Raw genomic sequence first — 25065 nt, forward strand, 5'->3', positions numbered from 1 at the left:
TGACAATTGGATGAAAGGCCAGTATCAGGGTTTTGCAAGATGATTCGAAGATCTCAGAGAACAACACAGAACTAATGTGGGAGCGGGCTTGCTCGCGAAGAGGCCGTGTCAGTCTATTCATATGCAGACTGACAAAACGCATTCGCGAGCAAGCCCGCTCCCACAGGTGAAGATTTTCAGCGCCCCCTCTTCCAGAGCCACGCCCCCACCAGAATCCCCATCGTGCAAAGGACGGCCACATAGTAAGCCGGGCCCATCGCACTTTCTTTAAGCAACAGGCTGACCACCATTGGCGTCAGGCCACCGAAGATCGCGTACGCCACGTTGTACGAGAACGACAGCCCGCTGAAGCGCACCACCGGCGGGAACGCCTTGACCATTACGTACGGCACCGCACCGATGGTGCCGACCAGCAGACCGGTCAGCGCATACAGCGGGAACAGCCAGTTCGGGTGATCGCCGAGGCTGTGATAGAAGGTCCAGGAGCTGATCAGCAAGCCCAGGGAACCGAAGACAAACACCCGGCCGGCGCCGAGACGATCCGCCAGGGCACCGGAGATGATGCAGCCGACGCTGAGGAACACGATCGCCAGGCTGTTCGATTGCAGCGCCACCGTCGGCGAAAAGTGATAGACCGTCTGCAGCACGGTCGGGGTCATCAGAATCACCACGACGATCCCGGCGGACAGCAGCCAGGTCAGCAGCATCGAGATCGCAATCGCCCCGCGATGGTCACGCAGCACCGCGCGCAGCGGCACTTCTTCGGCCAGCGCCTTGCGCAGTTGCAGCTCGGCGAACACCGGAGTCTCGTGCAGCCAGCGACGCAGATACACCGAGAACAGACCGAACACACCACCGAGCAGGAACGGGATGCGCCAGGCGTAATCCGCGACTTCCACCGGCGTATAGATGCTGTTGATTGCCGTAGCGACCAGCGAGCCGAGCAGGATACCCGCCGTCAGGCCGCTGGTCAGAGTGCCACAGGCGTAGCCGATGTGCTTTTGCGGCACGTGTTCGGAAACGAAGACCCACGCCCCCGGCACCTCACCACCAATCGCCGCGCCCTGGATCACCCGCATCAACAGCAGCAGGATCGGCGCCCACATACCGATCTGCGCATAGGTTGGCAGCAGGCCCATGATCAGGGTCGGCACGGCCATCATGAAAATGCTCAGGGTGAACATCTTCTTGCGCCCCAGCAGGTCGCCGAAGTGCGCCATGACAATGCCGCCCAGCGGCCGCGCCAGGTAACCGGCGGCGAAAATGCCGAAGGTCTGCATCAGGCGCAGCCACTCGGGCATGTCGGCCGGGAAGAACAACTTGCCGACCACGGTGGCGAAGAACACGAAGATGATGAAGTCGTAAAACTCCAGCGCACCGCCCAGGGCCGATAGCGACAGAGTCTTGTAGTCATTGCGGGTCAGGGGTCGTGCAGGTTGCTCGGGCTGCGCGAGGCTCGAAGGCGCTGTGGTCATGGCAAGGGCTTCTCTTATAGTCGGATCCGCCGCCACAACAACGCTGGCTGTGGCTTCGGCAGGTTCGGCACCATAGCAAATTGTTCGAAAAAGCACATAGAGGCGCGTATTTGACGGTCAAAATCAGAACCCGATGGTCGTCGCGGAGTCTACCGACCGATATACTCGCAACCTTGCTCCGGTTTGTAGGGGGTTGCTGTGCGAAAACGTCGTTGGCCCGGCCTTTGAACGGGATCAGCCGGTTTCGCAGAGTTTCCCCTTTAGACGCCTATGGAAAACGTGACGAACGCAGTATGTTCGGTGCTGAATCGTTTTTCCTGAAGACGGCTACCACCAGCAATACCAACGAAGAGTCACGGGTCAGAGGCACCCCCGGCATGATAGAGCTCGAACAAGAAGATCCGATCCCGCAAGGCGACCTGGCCCTGCAAATCACCGCACTCCCGCGCGAAACCAACGGCTTTGGCGATATTTTCGGCGGCTGGCTGGTGGCGCAGATGGATCTGGCAGGCACCGCGATGGCTAGCCGCGTGGCCGGTGGTCGTGTGGCGACCGTGGCCATCGACCGCATGGCCTTTCTGGTACCGGTCGCGGTCGGCGCGCAATTGTCCTTCTATACCCAGACCCTGGAAATCGGCCGCAGCTCGATCCAGATGATGGTCGAGGTGTGGAGCGACGACCCGCTGTCCAGCGAGTGGCGTAAAGTGACCGAGGCGGTGTTCGTCTTCGTCGCCATCGACGGCAGCGGTCGCACCCGTTCGGTACCGCCACGCGCGCGTTAAACATTGCCGCGGTTTTGCGGTCGATAGTCGTCCCAAGTGTCTGATCGAGAGCTGTCCCATGAACACGCCCAACGTTGAAGCGGTGAAACTGGATGAACTGAACTGCTGGCGCATCCGCCACGGTCAGGCCGAAGTGCTGGTGGCCCAGCAAGGCGCGCACATCCTCAGTTATCAGATCGACGGCCAGCCGCCGATCATCTGGCTCAACGACAAGGCTGTGTTCAAGACCGGCAAAAGTATCCGCGCCGGTGTGCCAGTGTGCTGGCCATGGTTCGGCATCTTCGAGCGCAATCCGCAAAGCGTGAAAGCGATGCGCGTCAGCGACGAACCGGCACAGGCCCACGGCTTCGTCCGGGCGATGGATTGGGAGCTGGGCGGCATCGAGGCCGAGGATCATGGCGTCAAGGTGGAATTCAAGCTGCCGTATCCCGAAGGCGGATTCCCGGGCTGGCCGCATCAGGTCGACCTGACCTTGACCCTGCACCTGAATGATCAGCTGAACATCAGCCTGACCATCCATAACCGGGGTGCCGAAACCGTAAGCCTCAGTCAGGCGCTGCACACCTATTACGCCGTCAGCGATGTGCGCAACGTGCACGTCGACGGCGTGGACGGCCTGGATTACATCGAGACTCTGGACAACTGGAATACCCACAAACAGCAGGGCGATCTGCGCTTCGCCGGGGAAACCGACCGCATCTACCTCGACGCTCCGCCGCAACTGAGCATCGTCGATCCGACCTGGAAACGGCGCATCGTGCTGACCGCCACTGGCTCACGCACGGCGGTGATCTGGAACCCATGGATCGACCGCGCAGCGGCGTTCAGCGACATGGACAACGATGGCTGGCAGCGCATGCTGTGCATCGAGACGGCGAATGTGATGGATGACGTGGTCACGCTGGGCTCGGGTGTGAGCCATACGATGGGTGTCAGCGTCGGCAGCAAACCGCTCTAAACCCTGGTGCGAAACAAACTGTGGGAGCGGGCTTGCTCGCGAATGCGGTGTGTCAGATACATTAATCTCTCTGATACACCGCATTCGCGAGCAAGCCCGCTCCCACATTGGGTTCTGCGCCTGGTGTTTAGAGATCGGACTCCTGCACCACCCGCACCTTGTCCGCATCCAGCGCGTACGCCGCGTCCGCCAGATCGTTGTTGACCTTCTCGATCTTCAGCGTACCGGTCACCCACAGCGGCGTGTAGATGTCATCCAGCTTCAAGCCTTTGGGATAACGCACCAGCACCAGTTGATTCGGCGGCGGTGGCGGCACGTGGATGCAAGCGCCCGGGTACGGCACGAGGAAGAACACCGTGCTGCGGCCCTTGGCATCGGACTCCAGCGGCACCGGATAACCACCGATACGAATGTGCTTGTCGTTCATCGACGCCACGGTTTTGGTCGAATACATCACCGCCGGCAACCCCTTGGCCTGCTTCATGCCACCCTTCTGGGTGAAAGTGCCGGTGGCCTCCGGGGAGTTGTGATCGATTTCAGGCATGGCCTCGAGGGCTTTCTGGTCCGACTTGGGCATCAGTTCCAGCCAGTCGGTTTCCGGCAGTTCGCCGGCGTGGGCCAAACCGCTGCCCAGAAAAAGGAGAGTCAACAAAATGCGGCGCATGGAGGAGCTCGGTAAAAAAGAAGGGACGAACAGTCGCCGCGCATTCTAGCCCTCCCCACCGGTTTGGCAGAGAGGGCTTTGTCGCTTTGGATCAGTTCTTTTTGATCAGGCCGTAGATCACCAGCAGGATGATCGCGCCGACCAGTGCGCCAATGAAGCCTGCGCCCTGACCTGCCTGATAGATGCCCAGGGCCTGGCCGCCGTAGGTGGCTGCCAGCGAACCGCCGATACCGAGCAGGATGGTCATGATCCAGCCCATGCTGTCATCGCCCGGTTTGAGAAAGCGTGCCAGCAGGCCGACGATCAAGCCGATAAAGATGGTTCCGATAATTCCCATGGCATTTCCCTCTGAATAGTAGATATGCGAAAGCCTAGTCAGACTTTCGCATCCTGCCATCAGAGAACGGCGGCCCCGCAATGGTTCCGCCGCGGCCAGATGAAACTGCTTTTACTCGGCGATCAGCGCTTCGACCTTGACGATCTGCGCCTGCAGCTTGGCCATGTCGGCGCAGCGCAGGTTGGCGTGACCGACCTTGCGCCCGGCTTTGAAGGCTTTGCCGTAGTGGTGCAGATGGCAATCTTCGATGGCGATGACCTTCTCCACCGGCGGAACCACGCCGATGAAGTTGAGCATCGCGCTCTCGCCGACCTTGGCCGTCGAACCCAGCGGCAGGCCGGCAACGGCGCGCAGGTGGTTTTCGAACTGGCTGCACTCGGCGCCTTCGGTGGTCCAGTGCCCGGAGTTGTGCACGCGCGGGGCGATTTCGTTGGCCTTCAGGCCACCGTCGACTTCAAAGAACTCGAACGCCATCACGCCGACGTAATCCAGGTGCTTGAGCACGCGGCTGGAATAGTCTTCAGCCAGCGCCTGCAGCGGGTGATCGGTGCTGGCCACCGACAGCTTGAGGATGCCGCTGTCGTGGGTGTTGTGTACCAGCGGATAGAACCTGGTTTCGCCATCGCGGGCACGCACGGCGATCAGCGAGACTTCGCCAGTGAACGGCACGAAGCCTTCCAGCAGGCAGGCAACGCTACCCAGCTCGGCGAACGTACCAACCACATCTTCCGGCTTGCGCAGGACTTTCTGGCCCTTGCCGTCGTAACCCAGGGTGCGGGTTTTCAGCACCGCCGGCAGACCGATGGCAGCCACGGCGGCATCCAGGTCGGCTTGCGACTGAATGTCGGCGAAGGCCGGGGTCGGGATGCCCAGGTCCTTGAACATGCTCTTCTCGAACCAGCGGTCGCGAGCGATGCGCAGGGCTTCGGCGCTCGGGTACACCGGCACGAATTGCGAGAGGAACGCCACGGTTTCGGCCGGGACGCTTTCGAACTCGAAGGTCACCAGATCGACTTCATCGGCCAACTGGCGCAGGTGATCCTGATCGCCGTAATCGGCCCGCAGGTGTTCGCCCAGTGCCGCGGCGCAAGCGTCCGGCGCAGGGTCGAGGAAAGCGAAGTTCATGCCCAGCGGAGTGCCCGCCAGCGCCAACATGCGGCCCAACTGGCCGCCACCGATTACACCGATCTTCATCTCAACAACCTCAGGCAATACGTGGGTCTGGATTGTCCAGGACGCTGTCTGTCTGCTCGGCACGGAAGGTTTTCAGTACCGCGTGGAACTGTGGATGCTTGGCGCCGAGAATGCTCGCCGAGAGCAGCGCAGCGTTGATCGCGCCGGCCTTGCCGATGGCCAGGGTGGCAACCGGAATGCCCGCCGGCATCTGCACGATCGACAGCAGCGAATCGACGCCCGAGAGCATCGACGACTGCACCGGAACGCCCAGCACCGGCAGGTGGGTCTTGGCCGCACACATGCCTGGCAGGTGGGCTGCGCCACCGGCACCGGCGATGATCACCTCGATGCCGCGGCCCTCAGCCTCTTCGGCGTACTGGAACAGCAGATCCGGGGTGCGGTGGGCAGAAACCACCTTGACCTCGTACGGGATGCCGAGCTTTTCCAGCATATCGGCGGTGTGGCTAAGGGTGGACCAATCGGACTTGGAGCCCATGATCACGCCAACCAGTGCACTCATCGTCGCGCCTCTTCTCTCTGGGCGCCCGCAGGCGCGTCAAAAACAACAAGCCACGCAGGATTGCGTGGCTTGATTGTACGAAAAATGGCCGGACGTACCGGCCGAAGGCCGCGCAGTATACCGCAAAGAAAGCAATAAACAGCCCCCGAAACGACCATCTGTCAAATCAGCGAAAGGCCCGGTTTTATTGACTTGAAGGTCAGCCAACAAACACCACAAATCCCCTTTAGGAGTGAGCCTGCTCGCGATGGCGGTGTATCAGTCCCATCATCAGTGAATGTAGAGACGCTATCGCGAGCAGGCTCACTCCTACAAGGGCTCCGCGCAAGCTCAGGAAGCCTGTGCGGCGCCGCCTTCAAGCTTGCGCCAGAGCAGCCGCACGTTGGCCTTGCGCACCAGTGCGCAGCGGTACAGGCGAATTTCCAGCGGCACATGCCATTGCGGGCCGCCGCAGACCACCAGTTCGCCGCGGGCCAGTTCGGCGCGCACACTCAGTTGCGGCACCCAGGCGATGCCGAGCCCTTCCAGCGCCATGCTTTTAAGGCTGTCGGCCATGGCGGTTTCATAGATGGTGGTGAAACGCAGCTGGCGCTGGCGCAATAATCCATTCACCGAACGCCCGAGAAACGCCCCGGCGCTGTACGCCAACAGCGGCACACTGGCCTCGCCTTCCAGATCGAACAGCGGTTTGCCATCGGCATCGGCTGCGCACACCGGGAGCATTTCAGTCTGGCCCAAGTGCAACGACGGGAAAATTTCCGGGTCCATCTGCATCGCCGCGTCCGGGTCGTAGAACGCCAGCATCAGGTCGCAACCACCCTCGCGCAGCGCGTGCACCGCGTCGCCAACGTTGGTCGCCACCAGCCGCGTGGCGATGTTCAAGCCTTCGTTGCGCAGTTGCGCGATCCAGCGCGGGAAGAAGCCCAGCGCCAGCGAGTGCGCCGCCGCGATCTGGATGACCTCGCCCTGCCCGCCTTCCAGATGATGCAGATGACGCAGCACTTCACCGAGCTGTTCGACCACGGTGCGCGCGGTCACCAGAAACAGTTGCCCGGCCGCCGTCAGCTCGATCGGCGTGCGCGAGCGGTTGACCAGCGTCAGCCCCAGTGCGGCCTCGAGGCTGCGGATTCGCCGACTGAAGGCCGGCTGGGTCACGAAGCGCCGTTCGGCCGCCTGCGAGAAGCTGCGGGTGGCGGCCAGGGCACTGAAGTCCTCGAGCCATTTGCTTTCCAGATTCATCACGTCCTCCCGGACACGCACCAAAACAGGTCACACGTCTGCCGCGCACGCGGCGTCACACGGGCATTATGCCGAATGTGCATAGGGCAGTGTTTAACAGCATTGGCCCAAAAAATCCCAGAAGCCTAGCATTCGCAGCGTTCCGGCACAGACCGGGTCCATATCGAGATGATTTCTATCATGTCCTCCGCTGCATCATTCCGCACAGAAAACGACCTGCTTGGCGCCCTCGAAGTACCGGCTCAAGCGTATTACGGCATCCAGACCCTGCGAGCGGTGAACAACTTCCGTCTCTCCGGCGTTCCGATTTCGCATTACCCGAAACTGGTTGTGGGTCTGGCGATGGTCAAACAGGCCGCCGCTGACGCCAACCGTGAGTTGGGTCATCTGAGCGAAGCCAAGCACGCTGCCATCAGCGAAGCCTGTGCCCGATTGATCCGCGGTGATTTCCACGAAGAGTTCGTGGTCGACATGATTCAAGGTGGCGCCGGTACTTCCACCAACATGAATGCCAACGAAGTGATCGCCAACATTGCGCTCGAAGCAATGGGTCACCAGAAAGGCGAGTACCAGTACCTGCACCCGAACGACGACGTCAACATGGCGCAGTCGACCAACGACGCCTACCCGACCGCGATCCGTCTGGGTCTGCTGCTGGGTCACGACGCGCTGCTGGCCAGCCTCGACAGCCTGATTCAGGCCTTCGCCGCCAAGGGTGAAGAATTCAACCACGTGCTGAAGATGGGTCGTACCCAGCTGCAGGACGCCGTGCCGATGACCCTGGGTCAAGAGTTCCGCGCATTCGCCACCACCATGGGCGAAGACCTGGCCCGTCTGAAGACGCTGGCCCCGGAACTGCTGACCGAAGTGAACCTGGGCGGTACCGCGATCGGTACCGGCATCAACGCCGACCCGCGTTATCAGGCGCTGGCCGTCCAGCGTCTGGCGCTGATCAGCGGTCAACCGCTGGTGCCAGCGGCCGACCTGATCGAAGCCACTTCCGACATGGGCGCCTTCGTGCTGTTCTCCGGCATGCTCAAGCGTACCGCCGTGAAGCTGTCGAAGATCTGCAACGACCTGCGCCTGCTGTCCAGCGGCCCACGCACCGGCATCAACGAGATCAACCTGCCGGCGCGTCAGCCAGGCAGCTCGATCATGCCCGGCAAGGTCAACCCGGTAATCCCGGAAGCCGTTAACCAGGTGGCCTTCCAGGTCATCGGTAACGATCTGGCGCTGACCATGGCAGCCGAAGGCGGCCAACTGCAGCTGAACGTGATGGAGCCGCTGATCGCGTTCAAGATCCTCGACTCGATCCGCCTGCTGCAACGCGCCATGGACATGCTGCGCGAGCACTGCATCGTCGGCATCACCGCCAACGAAGCCCGCTGCCGCGAACTGGTCGAGCACTCGATCGGCCTGGTCACCGCGCTGAACCCGTACATCGGCTACAAAAACGCCACCCGCATCGCCCGTATCGCCCTTGAAAGCGGCCGCGGCGTGCTGGAGCTGGTGCGCGAAGAAGGCCTGCTCGACGAAGCGATGCTCGCCGACATCCTGCGCCCGGAAAACATGATTGCCCCGCGTCTGGTTCCGCTCAAAGCCTGAGCCGACGCGTTACTTGTAGCACCGCTCACCAGGTCGAGGGACTAGACACCTCTCACCTTTTGAGGGCTTGGGGATCAGTCCCCAAGCCCTTTTTTTTAACTTTCTGATCCTGAGACCCGTATGTCTGGGGACTGAACAATGTAGAGGTGAGCCCTTGTGGTGAGGGGATTCATCCCCGATGGGTCGCGAAGCGGCCCCAAAACCTGCAATCGCGATGTAACAAGTACACCGCATGCAATGATTTGCGACTGCTTCGCAGCCGATCGGGGATAAATCCCCTCACCACAGGGTTTGCATCAACAGAAGAGCAGTTCCCGCACAAGCCCGGCGCCGGTAACGCCGGGTGTTTCAAAGCTTCGTTTCGTCGCTTGCACCACGAGCGTGCAGACGGGCGCCGCACTGATCGGTATAGTGCCGCCCCTCTTCGCGTGAGCGGTCGTCGGTAACGAGGCCATAACCCATGCGAAACCCGAACTAATAACAAACCCGCGAAATGGATCCGGGACGAAACCTTCGCCTCACCTGTCGTGCCGCGTGCACACCGGTGTAACACGATGTTTCCACCGTCCAGTATTTGCTTACACAAAAAACAGCGAGGAAAAATCCATGCTCGAAGTCATCAACGACTTCCTCTCAGGGAAAGTACTGATCGTGCTCATTGTCGGGCTCGGTAGCTACTTCACGATTCGCTCGCGTTTCGTTCAATTGCGGCACTTCTTCCACATGTTCGCGGTGTTCCGCGACAGCCTCAAAAGCAGCGGCGGCCAACTCAGCTCGTTCCAGGCCCTGATGCTCAGCCTTGCCGGCCGTGTCGGTGCAGGCAACATCGCCGGTGTCGGCATCGCCGTGACTCTCGGTGGTCCGGGTGCGGTGTTCTGGATGTGGGTGACCGCACTGGTCGGCATGTCCAGCAGCTTCTTCGAATGCACCCTGGCGCAGGTCTACAAGCGCGCCGAAGGTGACGGTCTGTACCGTGGCGGCCCGGCCTACTACATCCAGCACGGCCTGAAACTCAAAGGCATGGCGGTGGTGTTCTCGATCCTGCTGCTGGTCACCTACGGCTTCGCCTTCATCGGCCTGCAGTCCTACACCGTGACCCACTCGCTGCAGAACGCCTTTGCCTTCGACCCACGCCACACCGGGATCGTCCTGGCAGTGCTGCTGGCCATCACCTTCATCGGCGGCATCAAGCGCATCGCCGCGGTGTCCGACCTGCTGGTACCGGTCAAGACCCTGGCCTACATCGGCGTGACCCTGTACGTGATCGGCACCCAGATCGAACACGTGCCAGCCATGCTGGAAACCATCTTCAAGAGCGCCTTCGGTCTCGACCCGGCCTTCGGCGGCCTGCTCGGCAGCGCCATCGTCATGGGCGTGAAGCGTGGCGTGTTCGCCAACGAAGCGGGCCTGGGCAGTGCGCCGAACGTCGCCGCCGTGGCCTCGGTGAAACACCCGGGCGCTCAGGGCGTGGTTCAGGCCTTCAGCGTGTTCCTCGACACCTTCGTGATCTGCACCTGCACCGCGCTGCTGATCCTGTTGTCGGGCTTCTACACCCCAGGCTTCGAAGGTGACGGCATCGTCCTCACCCAGAACTCGCTGGCCGCCGTGGTCGGTGACTGGGGCCGCATCTTCGTCAGCGTCGCGCTGTCGCTGTTCGTCTTCACCTGCATCCTCTACAACTACTACCTGGGCGAGAACAGCCTGCAGTTCCTCAGCCGCAACCGCGCCTTGCTGATGGTGTTCCGCGGTCTGGTCCTGGCGCTGGTGGTATGGGGTTCGATGCAAGACCTCTCGACCGTATTCGCCTTCGCTGACATCACCATGACCTGCCTGGCCTTCGTCAACCTGATGGCCCTGGCCATGCTGTTCAAGGTCGGCATGCGCGTGATGCGCGACTACGACGAGCAGCGCCGCGCCGGCATCAAGCAGCCCGTGTTCGACTCGAGCAAATTTGCCGATCTGGACCTGGACCTGAAGGCCTGGCCGGCCGAGGCACCAGCCGCCGGCAAGACCGCAGCCGAGCCGCAAGGCGTCCCTGCAGCGCAACGCTGACGGGTGAATGACGGGCGCATCCCCTGCGCCCGTCAGTTATTGTGATGCAATACCTGTAGGAGTGAGCCTGCTCGCGATAGCTGTCTTTCAGCCAACATTAATGTTGAATGATGAACCGCTATCGCGAGCAGGCTCACTCCTACAATGTCATCTCTTGTGGAGACCCTCAGATGATTGCCAATACCTTCCCCGCCGCCCAACACGTCATGGTGCTCTACACCGGTGGCACCATCGGCATGCAGGCCAGCGCCAACGGTCTGGCCCCGGCGTCCGGTTTCGAAACCCGCATGCGCGACTACCTGCACAGCCAGCCTGAGCTGGTGGTGCCGCAGTGGCGCTTCCGGGAAATGACGCCGCTGATCGACAGCGCCAACATGACCCCGGCCTATTGGCAGCAACTACGCGAAGCGGTGGTCGATGCGGTGGACGTGCAAGGCTGCGACAGCGTGCTGATCCTGCACGGCACCGACACTCTTGCCTACAGCGCAGCTGCAATGAGCTTCCAGTTGCTCGGCCTGCATGCCCGCGTGTGTTTCACCGGCTCGATGCTGCCGGCCGGCGTGACCGACAGCGATGCCTGGGAAAACCTCGGTGGCGCGCTGGTTGCTTTGGGCCAGGGTCTGGCGCCGGGCGTGCACCTGTACTTCCACGGCGAGCTGCTGGCGCCGACCCGTTGCGCGAAAGTGCGCAGCTTCGGCCGGCATCCGTTCAAGCGCCTCGAACGTCAGGGCGGCGGAGTGAAAGCGCCGTCGATTCCGGCCGCGCTGAACTACAACCAGCCGAAACAACTGGCCAAGGTTGCTGTGCTGCCACTGTTCCCCGGCATCGGCGCCGAGGTGGTTGATAGCCTGCTGGCCAGCGGTATCAAAGGTCTGGTGCTGGAGTGCTACGGCAGCGGTACCGGGCCGAGCGACAATCCAGAATTCCTCGCCAGCCTCGGCCGCGCGCGGGACAACGGTGTGGTGGTGGTCGCGGTCACGCAGTGCCATGAGGGCGGTGTCGAGCTGGATGTGTATGAAGCTGGCAGCCGTCTGCGTGGCGTCGGTGTGTTGTCCGGTGGCGGCATGACCCGCGAGGCGGCGTTCGGCAAGCTGCACGGCTTGCTCGGTGCCGGTCTGGACAACACCGAAGTGCGACGTCTGATCGAATTCGACCTGTGTGGCGAATTGCGCTGAGCCTTTTCCGGCGCCGGCGATAATCCGGCGCCCTACATATCTACCACCCATGCTGCATCGTGCCTCCCTAGCATGGAGCGACCCCGAAAGCTTGACCTCGGGATCGCCTCCATCACCAGAACGCAGGGACGCACGATGAGTTCAGCAACCACAAGTTCCACCCGGCAGACGGCCGCCGGCACCAATCCCACCGAAGCCCTGATCACTCAATTGAGTGTCGGCCCCGACTTGCGCGACGTGGCCGGCGTGCTGTTGCGCGAACATTTGCGCAAGCTGTACCCCACGCTTGATCTGGAGCCGAGCATTACCATGATCGGCACGCCGCAATGGTCCATCGTCGACGAACAGATCGTTGCCGGAAATCCGACCTACCAGGCCTTGACCGAAATCCTCGCCAACCAGGTCGTGCAAGGCACGCCGACGCTGTATATCGAAGGTGAACACTTTCTGACGCAACAGCCGATCAGCGAGCCGGCCGTCCACCTGCCGGTACGGATCGACGAAATCGCCAGCCTGCTCAATCTGCTGGCACCGGTCATGCTCACGGCGTTTCAGGAGCAACAGCTGGCGTACTGGAACAGCGCCGACGACAGCAGCGGCCCGCGTTGGCATGCGCTGTCGGACACCCTGCGCGAGGTCTGGAACGTCGAACAGGTGCAGGGCTGGAGCGAGAGTGATTGCGCAATGGCCCGCGCGCTGTATCGCGATGCGGATCTGGCCAGCAGGAAAATCGGTGATCCCTACCAGAGCAGCGCCTGCCTGATCGCCATTGACCTGGTCGATGACGGAACCGTGAAGCACTTGAACGAAGTATCGATGGCGGTGCTGATCGGCACACAGCAGGGAAAAACAGTGATCCTCGCCCACTCGCTGCTCAAGGGCTACCAGAAGTTCGACGCTCTTGATGAACTGGGCAAATCCTTGCCTGAGCATGTCAGCAACCTCCAGCCATACCAGCAACTGAAATGGCGATTACTGGAACCCTCCGGCAGCATCTTCGATTATCAGGCGTGTGCACTGGTCTCGATTCAGATCGATGTGATCGGCGCGCTGGATTTTTCTCCTGCCACACCTGCGCCACTCGACAAGCCATTGTCCACGGCCACCCCGCAAGTCGACGCAGCGGCGAAAAAGCCCGGCCCGCCATTGAGCTGGTTCCAGGATGCCCTGCCTGACTGGCTCAGCGCTGCATCACTGCCGGATCTGAACAACTATTCCCGGCACTTGAAGGATCTGGCTGCGCTGCATAGCCAGAACACTGGCAAGTCCTATCTGGATGGCATCCTGCCAATCAGCGAATACGCGCTGAACGAAATGAACATCCTGCATGCCGAGACCCTTCGCGAGCACGCCGATGCGCAGAGAGCCGACCTGGAGACAGCCCTGGAGTCGATCCAGTTGCGGGTCAAAAGTCCGGTGATCTGGGGCACCTTTACTGTTCCGGGAAAAATCGAGACTTACAATTTCAGCGTCACCGATCTGGCCTTGCAGAATCTGATTGCAGTGCCGATAGGCAACAAGAGCCTGCACTCCACCCGTGGCAAGCCATTGCCGACATGGCTGACCGTAAGCTATCTGGAAGACCTGGTAACCCGCGCGGATATCGGTACGACCTACCCGGCGCTGATCAAGAGCCAGTTGGTCGACGCCACGCCAGCATCCGCCGGGCGACAGGCACTGTTCACTCAGCACTTGCGCATCCAGTTGCCGCTGCTGGCCCTGCAATCGAAAATTCGCGGCAAGGCCGGTATCGACGCGCGCGGTTACCGCTATGTCGTCGCGGTGCTGGACCCCGACCGCAACCATCGCATGGTTGAGGACCAGACCATCGTCATGCGGCCTCTGGCTTTCGTTCCTCAACGCAGAACAGACGGCAGCCATGACGAAGTCGCCAACATGTTCGTGATCGGTCCTGAAGACCCGAGCGCCGGGCCGTGTCTGCTGTATCGACCGATGCTCGACCAGCCGTTGACCCAATACCCTTCCCCCAGCAACTTGCTGTATGCCATCCAGCAATCCGCCAGCCTGCGTGACTCGGTGCTCGCCTGGCTCCCGGACCGCGTGCGCAGCGACTACGCCAACTATGTGTTTCCAGGCACGTTGCCTTCCCCCTGGGCCGTCACCGAATTTCTGGTGGATGCGGAAAAAATGAGGGTCATGAGCGGGCCGATCAGTCTCGGTAGAAAGACCGTGGAGGGCGACCTGCCAGGCGCGCTGTTCAAAGCCAATGCGTCGGCGCTGGTCGAGCTGGCCGACCGCCAGTCGGTGTCAAATACGGAAAGTCGCTGGGCCAGTTTCAAACGGGCCGGATGGACCCTGTTTAATGCCGTCCTGCCGTTCCTCGGACGCACGGTGGGGGTCGCGACGTGGATCTGGCAGGTAATGGAGCAACTGCAAGCCCTGAAGGAAGCCCGCGAGCAGGATGACTCTTCCGCGCAATGGTCAGCGTTCACCGAGGTGCTGCTCAATCTGGGGATGGCAATCACGTTGCACATCGCAGGTCGCTCCCGACCACGACTGGCCCATGAGGCAGCGGCAAGCGAAACACCGAAAAGCCCTGAACCCACGACCACGGAAATCACCGTGCAGCAACTGGAAAAAAGCGCTCCCCATGAAACCGCGGACCTGCAGCAGACCCTGAATATCAGCGGCGCCGCGAATCGCACGCCGGCAAGTCTGGGCACCGTGCTGACGCGCTTCAAAACCCTTCGCCCGCAACATCTGGGCAGCGCCAACACCACGCCAGGGCCCTATCGCAATCTCTACAGCTACAACAGCAAATGGTACGCCCCGGTGGGCCGTGACTGGTTCGAGGTCGCGGTGGACGAAAACGGCACCGTCATGATCATCGATCCGCAGGATCCAACCCATACCGGCCCAGCCCTGATCGGCAATCTGCGTGGCGAATGGTTCGTCGATACCCGCCTGCGTCTGCGCGGTGGCGGCTCGACCGGCCTGACCCAGCTGGCTGACGCACAACGCCGGATCGAAGCGGAAAACCTGCGCACCCGCCTGACCGCCTTTGAAAGCCGTAAAGCGGCAGCGCAAGGCGAGTTGGAACAGGTCCGCCAGGCAATGAACGCCGCCACCGCTCAGACCGCTGCGGCCCATCGCCAGCTCTTTCTCCAGTCTCTGGACAGGCAACGCGTCGCTTATGCCCAGGCGTTGAGCGATCTCAAGGCGTTGCATGTATTCTCGCCAACGGCTGACTACCAACAGAGATCCCTGGGCTACCTGAAGGCGCAGCTTGAACTGGTCCATGCGGGGATTCGCGAAGCGCTGACCCTGTTCACGCCGACATTGCGCAGCGTGCTCAATCATCTCGAAGGCCAGGCTGAACAGCCCCAGAACCGGCATATTGCCGAGACGCAGCAGATGCTTGAACTCAACCTGGACATGATCACGCGTCTGGAGCAGATCCAGGCACAACTGGAGCAACTCAAAGAGTTCGAGAGAGACGGCTTGCGCCTGATTCAACTGACCCGCAAGGCACTCCCGGCGTACTCGATCGACGATCTCAAGGCACTGCAAGTGACACTCGCGCGCAATGTCTGCCTGCCCGAACACTCGGTAGCGACCGCCGCGGATGCCTGGCTCAGTCTCGACCAGATTGTCGATACCGCCGACATCGCCGTTCAGGCACTGCGTGACACTCTGGAGGAGCGCAGCGTTTCCCGGCTCGATGAACGCATCGACTGCCTCAACGATCTGATCGAACAATTCAACGTACTCGACGAGCGCCTGGCGGACTTCAAGTCCGCGTACGCTGAAAGTGTGCAAGAGGCGCCGCTGGCAAATCTTCGCCAACAGCTTGAGCAATTCAACCGCAGCGCCCGCCACAACCTGGTGCTGTTGCTCGAAGAGCGCGACACGTTGCGTAGCCGCCCGGCGCCTCCCGTGCAACCGCCAAGGCCGAAAAAGAAGTTCATCCGCACCCGCTACAACGGCGTGCTGATCGGCGAGCCGCGCCTGACGGCACAGGGCCTGGAAACCGACCTGGTCGATATCAAGTCACCGCTCACGGACAAGGTCATCTCGACCTTTCATCAAAAAACCCCCGGGGTGTGGGTCGAACGTGTCAGCACTGCCTTGCCGACGCCGACGCCAGCGCTCGAAATCAGTCTGAACAAGGGGCAGAACCTGCTCGACGGCCTGCCGGCGTTCACCCTGCGCATGAACGAACTCATGACCCGGGACGGGCGCTCAGCGGTCGGGATCGAGTACCTGTTTCACCAGCACGCACTGCAACTGGAACACGTCAGCGCGGCCGTTGAACAGGCCCTGACCGACAGTAACGCCACCGACAGCAGCCAGCGCTCGGCTGCGGTGCTGAACAAGGCGCTGAGCGATGCCGTCGACAGCCTGTATCAGCAAGCCAAAACCGCGATGTCGCTGATGACCCGGGCACAATCACCCACGCCATCGGCTGTCGCCTGGCTTCAAGCCAATGACAGCATCCGTATTGCGCAAACCGTCAGGCGGCGCCGCCTCAAGGGCGGCAAGGCGCTCTACCTGGACGAATACACCATCACTGATCAGACCACCCGCAAAGTGCTGTGGTACGCGCACTTTCTGTATTCGACCTCGTGGGTGCCGGACAAAGCCTTTCTTTCTGCCCGCCTGAAAACCCCGCAAGAGCAGCAACTGGGATCCGAGGCCGACAGCACTCGCGGGCTGAGCCGCGCCCAACGACTGGCCTATTACCGCAGCATGATCGGCGTGGAGCAGGCCCGGCAGCTGTTTTTCAGCGCAGGCTGAGGCACCCGACGATGACCGTGCATGACGTCTCGCCAGCGTATGGGACGTCATGCGCGGCACGCTACTTGCTGGCACTTTTGCCAAAAGCCAGCGGATGCCGCCCATGCTCCACTCCCATCTGACGACGCTCAACGCCGTCTCTCTGGTGCTCAACACCTTCAAGGCCGAAGGCTTGTCGAGCGACGCGCTGCTGGCCGGCAGCGGCATCAGTGCGGCGGATCTAGCCCGTGCCGATACGCGTATCACCACCAATCAGGAAATGCAGGTCTGCGCCAACGCGGTCGCGCTCAAGCATGACATTGGCCTGGAACTGGGCCGGCGGATGCACGTTTCCTGCTACGGCATCCTCGGTTACGCCCTGCTCACCAGTGCCACCTTAGGTGACGCTTTGCGCCTGGCGATTCGCTATCCGGCGCTGCTGGGAACACTTTTCGAACTGCGCCTGGAAGACGATGGCGAGCAGGTCTGGTTCGTCGCCGCCGATTACCGCGAGAGTCCGTCAATGGCGGTGTTCAACGCGGAATTCTGCCTGGTGTCGTTGAAAGTCATCTGTGACGACCTGCTCGGGCATCCGCTGCCGTTGCTGGCGACACGCTTTGAACATGCCGCGCCGGATTATCGCGACAGCTACGCCGAACACTTCGACAGCCCGCTGCACTTCGCCGCCAAGGACAACGCCTTCGCCTTCGACCGGCGCTGGCTCGATCAACCGTTGCCATTGGCCGACAGCATCACCCACCAGGCCATGGCCGAACGCTGCCGCAAACAGAACATCGAGTTCACCGGGCGCCAGGCATGGCTGGGGCGGATTCGTCAGCTGCTCAGTGCGCAGCTCAACGCCGCGCCGGGCCTGGAGGGGCTGGCCCAGCAGATGAAATGTTCGCCGCGCACCTTGCGCCGGCACCTGAAGGACATGGGCAGTAGTTATCAGGAGCTGCTCGACGAACTACGCTTCGAGCGGGCCAAGCAGATGCTGTGTGAAGATCAGTTGCCGATCTACCGCATCGCCGAGACCCTGGGCTTCAGCGAGACCGCGAGTTTCCGCCATGCGTTCGTGCGCTGGAGCGGCGTGGCGCCGAGCCAGTTTCGCCCGCACTGAGAACCTCCTGTAGGAGTGAGCCTGCTCGCGATTGCCATCCAGCATTCAACATTTATATTGGCTGACAGACCGCCATCGCGAGCAGGCTCACTCCTACAAGGATTGTGTATTGCCTGCCCATGGCAGGTGCAAACCTGCGCCAGCAAGGGGCGAATTGCGGTCAGTGTTTTTGGCCATATCGATCCCCTTTTGGCCTTTCCTGCCGTTTTCCGATTCGCCGCGCGCCGCAACACTGGGGGTAACCGAATCAGCCCCCTGCGGAGAACAACAAATGCTGACGATCTACTCGGACGATCACCACCTGCACCACGGCCGCTGCGAACTCATCGACGGCCAGCTCAAGCCTTGCTTCGAGATGCCGTCGCGTGCCGACCATGTGCTGCAACGGGTACAAAACCAGAACCTCGGCCCGGTAGAAGCGCCAAAGGATTTTGGCCTGGAGCCGATCGCACGCATCCACAGCCGCGACTACCTCGACTTCTTCAAAGGCGCATGGGCGCGCTGGACCGAATTCAACACCGACGGTGACCTGCTGCCCTACACCTGGCCAGCGCGCACCCTGCGGCAAATCAAACCGACCAGCCTGCACGGCCAGCTCGGCTACTACAGCTTCGACGGCGGCGCGCCGATCACCGCCGGCACCTGGCAGGCAGCCTACAGTGCAGCGCAAGTGGCGCTGACTGCCCAAGCGGAAATCCAGCGTGGCGCACACAGTGCGTTCGCCCTGTGCCGACCACCGGGACATCACGCTGCCAGCGACTTGATGGGCGGTTATTGCTACCTCAACAACGCCGCCATCGCCGCTCAGGCATTCCTCGATGCCGGCCACAAGAAGGTCGCGATCCTCGACGTCGACTATCACCACGGCAACGGTACTCAATCGATTTTCTATGAGCGCAGCGACGTACTGTTTACCTCGATCCACGGCCACCCGGAAGCCGAGTTTCCGTTCTTCCTCGGCTACGAAGATGAACGCGGTGAAGGCGCCGGTGAAGGTTTCAACTTCAACTACCCGCTGCCGGCCGGTTCCGGCTGGGACACCTGGAGTGCAGCGCTGGAACAGGCCTGCAACGAGATCGACAGCTACGGCGCCGACATCATTGTCGTGTCGCTGGGCGTCGACACCTTCAAGGACGATCCGATCTCGCAATTCAAACTCGACAGCCCGGATTACCTGGCCATGGGCAAGCGCATCGCCGCCCTCGGCAAACCGACGCTGTTCGTCATGGAAGGTGGCTACGCGGTGGAAGAAATCGGCATCAACGCAGTGAACGTGCTCGAAGGGTTCGAACAATGAACCGACTCAAGCACTGCATTGCGCCAGCCCTGTGCGCGGCGCTGCTCAGCGTCGGCGCCCACGCCGAAGAACGCACCCTGCGCGTCTACAACTGGTTCGACTACATCACGCCCAAGGCGCTGGAAGACTTCAAGGCACAGAACACCCAGACCAAACTGGTCTACGACATCTTCGACACCAACGAAGCGCTGGAAGCCAAGCTGCTGACCGGCAACTCCGGCTATGACGTAGTGGTGCCGTCCAACGTGTTCCTCGCCAAGCAGATCGAGGCCGGCGTATTTCAGCCGCTGGATCGCAGCAAGCTGCCGAACTGGAATCACCTCGATCCGAAACTGATGAAGCTGATCGAGGCCAACGACCCGGGCAACAAATTTGCCGTGCCGTACATGTACGGCACGATCCTGATCGGCTTCAACCCGGCCAAGGTCAAGGCCGCGCTGGGCGATAACGCGCCGGTGGACAGCTGGGACCTGATCTTCAAGGAGGAGAACATCAGCAAGCTCAAGCAGTGCGGCGTCGCCCTGCTCGACTCGCCGTCGGAGATTCTGCCGCTGGCGCTGCAACACCTGGGTCTGGATCCCAACAGCAAGAACCCGGCCGATTACGCCAAGGCCGAAGCGCTGCTGATGAAGATCCGGCCGTACGTGACCTACTTCCATTCGTCCAAATACATGGCCGACATCGCCAACGGTGACATCTGCGTTGCGGTCGGTTATTCCGGCAGCTTCTCGCAAGCGGCCAACCGCGCCAAGGAAGCGAAGAACGGTGTGGTGGTCGACATGCGCCTGCCCAGGGAAGGCGCACCGATCTGGTTCGACATGCTCGCCATTCCCAAGGGCGCGAAGAACCCGGAGGACGCCTACACCTTCATCAACTACCTGCTGCAACCGGCGGTGATTGCGCCAGTCAGCGACTTTGTCGGTTACCCGAACCCGAACAAGGACGCCACACAACTGGTCGATCCGGCGATCCGCAACAACCCCAATCTGTACCCGACCGATGCGGCAATGGGCACGCTCTACACCCTGCAACCGCTGCCGCGGGATGCCGAGCGGGCACGCACCCGGGCCTGGACCAAGATCAAGTCCGGCACCTGAGCCGACGCTGACGACAAGACCCGCCGCCGTGCGGGTCTTTTTTTGCCTGCGATATCTATCTACCACCCGAGGCCAGCGACCCAGTCCTACCTTGGCTGCATCCGGCCCTGCGCCCGCAGGCCGCCAACGTCAGACAAGGATATGGTCATGCCCGAAAGTACCGCGCCCAGCGCTGTCGACATACTCACCCAACTGGTGAGTGGCCCCTCCCTCACCGAAGTCGCTTCCAATGCCTTGAAGCCCGCCCTTACGCGGCTGTACCCGCAGCAAGCGATCGACCCGGAACGGGTCGTGGTCGGTACGCCGACCTGGGTGATCAAAAAACAACGGATCGAGGTCGGCCCCTGCCAGTTCGAATCGCTGACCGATGTCCTGGTCAGGCTGGCCCTGTCCGGCACGACGGTCACGCTCATCGATGGCGAACACTTCCTCACCGAACAACCCGGCGTCGAGACTGCAATCCAGCTGCCGGTGAAAATGGAAACCGTGGGTGCGCTGCTCAACGAACTCGCCCCCTTGCTGTTCAAGTCTCTGCAAGAACAACAGATCGATTACTGGAACGAAACCGTCAGCCCCGCCGTACCCCGCTGGCATCAGCTCTCGCACACCTTGCAGCAGGTGTGGAATGTCAGCGCTGACAACGGCTGGGATGCGGATCAACGGGCAATGGCCCGCGCCGTGTTCAACCAACCGGACAAAACCCTGCGCTTGCCTGCCGACACCTACCAGACCCGCGCCTGTCTGATTGATCTGGACCTGGATGAGGGTAACCAGCGCAGCCACCTGAGCATCCTCGACACCGCCGTGCTGGTTGGCACCGTCGGTCAACGCACGCTGATTCTCAGCCACTCGATCACTCAGGGTTTCCAGCGTTTCAACAGCTTCGAGGAGCTGCAAAAGTCACTGCAATGGCCGGTCGAAACGGGCGCCGATGGAATCGACATCAAATGGCGATTGTTCGAACCACCGGGCAATTTTTTCGATCAGCAAGCCTGCGCGATGATTGCGCTGGAAGCTCAGGCGATTGGCGATATCGATTTTTTCCAGCGACCTGTCGACGCCGTATTTCTCCCGCGCCGTGGCGCGCCCGGCGATTCCGCCACTGGCGCGCAGCAAGTCCCTGCGCGGCTCACCGTTACCCAGCATTCGTTGCCGCCATGGCTCGATAACGCGGCGCCTGCCGACCAGACCCGTTACAGCCGTCACTTGCTGGATCTGGTCGCCATGCAACAGCAGCACGAGGGGAACACCTTTCAAAAAGAGGTTCCCGGCATCCAGGCCTTCACGCTGGGCAAACTGAACAGCGCCATCCGCCAGACTCCGGCGCAGGACTTCAGGTTGCAGGACGTGGAAATCACCGTCACCAGCGTGGTGGTCTGGGGCACATTCGTTCCGCCCGAACAGGAGCAGACCCTGACCCTGTCACTGGTCGAGCTGGCCTTGCAGAATCTGGCCGGTTTGCCGCTGGGCAACATTGCGGTGCGCTACCGCGAGGGTGCGAGCGCAGTACCGGCATGGATGACCTCGACCTATCTGGAAAATCTGGTGACCACGGTCAACATCGGCAAGACCTACCCGGATGAGCTCAAAAACAGGCTGCTCGATGACCCGGCCCGGTCTTCCCGCCTGCGACAACTCTACAGCCGCCAGTTGCCCGTCGAGCTGCCGCTGCTGGCGTTACAGTACAAAATCCGCGGTCAGGCCGGGTTCGATGAGCTGGGCTATCGGTATGTCCTTGCAGCCTTGGCCAGCACGGCGGTGGACAGGCGCGTCGACGGTCAGGACATCGTGATTCGCCCGCTGGGGTTCGTGACCGGCGGGCAGACCGACGAAGTGCTCAACATGTTCGTGATCGGCCCGCGCGACATGAGCAAGGGTCCCTGTCTGCTCTACCGGCCACTGCTTGACGCACCACTGCTGCAATTCCCCTCAACCGCGAACTTGCTGTATGCGATCCGCCATTCGCGCTCGCTGCGCCAGTCGGTACTTGCCTGGTTTCCGGACCGGGTGCGTTTCAATTACTCGCAATATGTCTTTCCAGGTGCGCTGCCTTCGGTATGGACGATACCGCAGCTGCTGGTCGACCCGACGTCGGCACCGGACACGACCGCTACCCTGACGCTGGGCAGCCGGGTCATCGAGCAGGACGTACTGGCGACCCTGTACAAAGCCAATGCCGACGCGCTGATTGCGCAGGCTGATCGCAGCTCTGTGTCCAATGCTGCAGCGCGCTGGGCCACGCTCAAACGTGGTGGCTGGGCATTGTTCAATGCCGCACTGCCGTTTCTCGGACGCGGTGTCGGCACTGCGGCGTGGATCTGGCAGATCATGGATGACCTGCAAGAGATCAGCGACGTTCAAGAACAGCAGCAGGCACTGGACTGGACCGCATTGACCGACATCCTGCTGTCGCTGGGCATGGTGCTCGCCCACCGCGCGGCCACGCGCAAAAAACCGCAACGCAGTGCCTCCACGGTCGCCCAGCCGACCCGAGAAGTTGGCAAGCCGCTCAAGCCAGGCGCTATTCGTGTCGCGCGGTTACCCGACATCGTCGGGCATGAACTGCCGGACCATCACACGCCGGCGCTGCACACCCAAGGCGCATTGTCGGCTGGCTCCCCTGCAAGTCTGGGCCTGTTGCTCGATAGCCTGAAGGTCAGCCAACCCGAAGGATTGAGTCCGGCCGCTGCCGACGGCGCGTACCGTCACCTGCGCGCGGCGGGGGAAAAATGGTATGCCGAGGTCGGCGCGCGCTGGTTCGAGGTCGTGCTCAACGACAATGACGACGTGCAGATCATCGATACCCGTCAGCAACCGCCACGCCGCGGGCCGCTACTGATCGCCAATGCGCGGGGACAGTGGGTTGTCGATCTGCGCTTGCGCCTGCGCGGTGGAGGGCTGAAAAGCCGGCGCAAACAGTTGCAGCAACAGAACGCCGAATCGTTACGCCAGAAAAAGCAGGAAATTGCGGCATTCGACGCCGGACTGGCAGACAAACGCAGCCAGTTGGTCACGGTACGCCGCGCCATGCTGGAAGCCACACCGGAAACTGCTGCAAGCGCCCGGCAGCAGTTTCTTGATACGCTCGACTCACAGGTCAAGGAATACACCGTCCACATCGATAGCCTGAAGGCCCTGAACATCCTCGAAGCGGTGCCCAACTACCGCTCCGCGATGCTCGAACGGATCTCCCTGCAACTGTTCCTCATGCAGGCCTGGATCGATGAAACCAACCCGGCGTTTCGCCAAAGCCTGGAAGTGACCCTGGTTCTGCTCGATACGCCGGGCAATGAAACGGATACCGCGCGTGCGGAACCCTTCGAGAAAATGTCCGACCTGACCCGGGGGATCATCGACAAGATCGAATTCGCCCACACCCGCTTTGCCGAACTGAGCCTGCTGGGCAAAGAAGCCGTCGAGGTGACTCGCCAGTACAGGGCCCGGCTGCCATCGTTCTCGCTGGAGGACCTGAAGCTGCTGCAAATCACCCTTGGCCAGGAGCTGTGCCTCAATGAACAAACGGGGGAGTTTCGCGAAGGCGCCCGCGTCGCGCTGGAAACCCTGATCGAAGATGCATCGCTGAACATTCAGAGCGCTCTGGATCTGCGCGCCGAACAGGGTCTGGAGCAACTCGGCGAGCGCGTCGAGGCGATGAATAATCTGGTGGAACAATTCGACGTCATCGACCAGCGATTCGTCGACCTCATCGCCGAGTATCCGCAGCACCTGAATGCCGAGCGTCTTGAAAGCGTGAAACGCCACGTTGCCGAATTCCATCAGGAAGCGGTGCAACATTTGTCGACCCTGCTGCGCGAGCAGCGCCTGGTGGAACCGGTCGCCGGGCCGTCCAGGTCACCGGCCACACCGGCGCGCAAAATCATCAAGACCCGTTACAAGGGCACACTGGTCGGGCAACCCCGTCGCAGTACCGGCGGACAGGACGGTGACCTGGTCGATGTGGTCGCCCCGTTGACCGGAAAAGTGATTGCCACCTTTCACGAGAAATCCCCGGGCAACTGGGTGGAACGGGTACCGGCCAAACCTTCGGTGTCACCACGCCCGGGCCCCGACCTGCCGAAAAGCACTCAGGCCGCGCAGGTGTTGCTCGATGGTCTGGCAGACTTCAGAAAACGCACTCAGGCGCACATTGCCCGGGCGCAACGAAATCCGACGGAGATCGAGGAAATCTACTACATACATGCCGCGCGCCTGCGCGAGGCCATGGAAAAGATCGATCAGGCCTTGACCGCCGGTAATCAGACCGACGGCAAAACGTCCACGGCTACCAGCCTGCGTCAGCAACTCGATAACGAAGCCACTGCCCTTTATGCCGAAGGTCGCGCCGCCAGAATCGACATCACCAAACAGCAGCCGCCCACCGCTGCACGGGTTCAATGGCTGTTCGCCAAAGGCGAAGTGACGATCAGTAAAACTACCGAGCGCCGCCGACTCAAAGGCCCGCGCAAGGATTACCTGCTGGAGTACCCGATACTCGATCGCAAGAGCGGAAAAGCCCTGTGGTACGCACATTTTCACTACACCAGCCCGGCGGATCCGTTGCCATCCTTCACTGCCGCGCATCTGAAAACCGTTGAACAACGGCGCCTGGGCGGCGCCTTCGTCGAGCGCGAGAATCGCAGTAACCAGGAGTTGATCGCGATCCATCGCAGCAGCATCAGCCGCTCACAGGCTGAAGCGCTGTTCTTCTCCTGATCCCCGGTTCTTCAACGCAAGCCCGCCACGCGCGGGCTTGTTTCAACCTATACATATCTACCACCCAAGGGGCTGGGCGGCTCGCTACTGTCGGTTGCACACGGCAATTGCCGCACTC

16 protein-coding genes are annotated in these 25065 nt (G+C 61.6%); 10 read left to right on the plus strand and 6 right to left on the minus strand.

Translation table 11 applies throughout. The features are described 5' to 3' along the window. Positions 1-176: 176 nt before the first annotated feature. Positions 177-1475, minus strand: coding sequence for an MFS transporter (locus V9L13_RS20300; RefSeq protein ID WP_338800361.1), 1299 nt, complete (start codon positions 1473-1475; stop codon positions 177-179). A gap of 377 nt (positions 1476-1852) precedes the next feature. Here V9L13_RS20300 and V9L13_RS20305 point away from each other — a divergent pair, with 377 nt between their 5' ends. Then, a complete protein-coding gene (locus tag V9L13_RS20305; RefSeq protein ID WP_003229628.1) occupies positions 1853-2257 on the plus strand; it encodes an acyl-CoA thioesterase in 405 nt (134 codons plus the stop codon). A gap of 58 nt (positions 2258-2315) precedes the next feature. Beyond that, positions 2316-3215, plus strand: coding sequence for a D-hexose-6-phosphate mutarotase (locus V9L13_RS20310; RefSeq protein ID WP_338800362.1), 900 nt, complete (start codon positions 2316-2318; stop codon positions 3213-3215). A gap of 127 nt (positions 3216-3342) precedes the next feature. Here V9L13_RS20310 and V9L13_RS20315 read toward each other — a convergent pair whose 3' ends face one another. The 5 genes from V9L13_RS20315 to V9L13_RS20335 all read right to left on the minus strand — a co-directional run bounded on the left by V9L13_RS20315 (position 3343) and on the right by V9L13_RS20335 (position 7151). Continuing rightward, the gene (locus tag V9L13_RS20315; protein ID WP_338800363.1) at positions 3343-3879 is read right to left on the minus strand and encodes a DUF3299 domain-containing protein; all 537 of its coding nucleotides are present in this window, start codon (positions 3877-3879) and stop codon (positions 3343-3345) included. 91 nt (positions 3880-3970) lie between these two features. Further along, entirely contained in the window at positions 3971-4216 is a 246-nt protein-coding gene (locus tag V9L13_RS20320; protein WP_085696742.1) for a GlsB/YeaQ/YmgE family stress response membrane protein, read from the minus strand. 111 nt (positions 4217-4327) lie between these two features. Then, entirely contained in the window at positions 4328-5410 is a 1083-nt protein-coding gene (locus V9L13_RS20325; RefSeq protein WP_338800364.1) for a 5-(carboxyamino)imidazole ribonucleotide synthase, read from the minus strand. A 10-nt stretch (positions 5411-5420) separates the two neighbouring features. Beyond that, positions 5421-5912, minus strand: coding sequence for a 5-(carboxyamino)imidazole ribonucleotide mutase (purE, locus tag V9L13_RS20330; RefSeq protein WP_003229641.1), 492 nt, complete (start codon positions 5910-5912; stop codon positions 5421-5423). A 330-nt stretch (positions 5913-6242) separates the two neighbouring features. After that, positions 6243-7151: a LysR substrate-binding domain-containing protein gene (locus tag V9L13_RS20335; RefSeq protein ID WP_338800365.1), complete on the minus strand. Its 909-nt coding sequence runs from the start codon at positions 7149-7151 to the stop codon at positions 6243-6245. A gap of 180 nt (positions 7152-7331) precedes the next feature. On the opposite strand from V9L13_RS20335, the gene aspA reads away from it, so the two are divergent. From aspA to V9L13_RS20375, 8 genes are all read left to right on the plus strand, one after another. Beyond that, a complete protein-coding gene (gene aspA / locus V9L13_RS20340) occupies positions 7332-8756 on the plus strand; it encodes an aspartate ammonia-lyase (RefSeq protein WP_003229645.1) in 1425 nt (474 codons plus the stop codon). 606 nt (positions 8757-9362) lie between these two features. Next, complete coding sequence (locus V9L13_RS20345; protein ID WP_338800366.1) at positions 9363-10808, plus strand: alanine/glycine:cation symporter family protein; 1446 nt, start codon at positions 9363-9365, stop codon at positions 10806-10808. A 170-nt stretch (positions 10809-10978) separates the two neighbouring features. Then, positions 10979-11983, plus strand: coding sequence for an asparaginase (locus tag V9L13_RS20350; protein ID WP_338800367.1), 1005 nt, complete (start codon positions 10979-10981; stop codon positions 11981-11983). A 135-nt stretch (positions 11984-12118) separates the two neighbouring features. Then, positions 12119-16741, plus strand: coding sequence for a hypothetical protein (locus V9L13_RS20355; protein WP_338800368.1), 4623 nt, complete (start codon positions 12119-12121; stop codon positions 16739-16741). Positions 16742-16844: 103 nt separating this feature from the next. After that, on the plus strand, positions 16845-17840 hold the full coding sequence (locus tag V9L13_RS20360) for an AraC family transcriptional regulator (RefSeq protein WP_338800369.1): 996 nt from the start codon (positions 16845-16847) through the stop codon (positions 17838-17840). Positions 17841-18111: 271 nt separating this feature from the next. Continuing rightward, complete coding sequence (locus V9L13_RS20365) at positions 18112-19137, plus strand: histone deacetylase family protein (RefSeq protein ID WP_338800370.1); 1026 nt, start codon at positions 18112-18114, stop codon at positions 19135-19137. Continuing rightward, positions 19134-20234, plus strand: a complete 1101-nt coding sequence (locus tag V9L13_RS20370) for a polyamine ABC transporter substrate-binding protein (protein ID WP_338800371.1) — start codon at positions 19134-19136, stop codon at positions 20232-20234. Before V9L13_RS20365 ends, V9L13_RS20370 begins: the two co-directional genes overlap by 4 nt. A gap of 147 nt (positions 20235-20381) precedes the next feature. Further along, a complete protein-coding gene (locus tag V9L13_RS20375) occupies positions 20382-24947 on the plus strand; it encodes a DUF6543 domain-containing protein (RefSeq protein ID WP_338800372.1) in 4566 nt (1521 codons plus the stop codon). Positions 24948-25065: the final 118 nt, after the last annotated feature.

It is taken from the genome of Pseudomonas sp. RSB 5.4 (assembly GCF_037126175.1).
GTDB classification, from domain to species: Bacteria; Pseudomonadota; Gammaproteobacteria; order Pseudomonadales; family Pseudomonadaceae; genus Aquipseudomonas; species Aquipseudomonas fluorescens_H.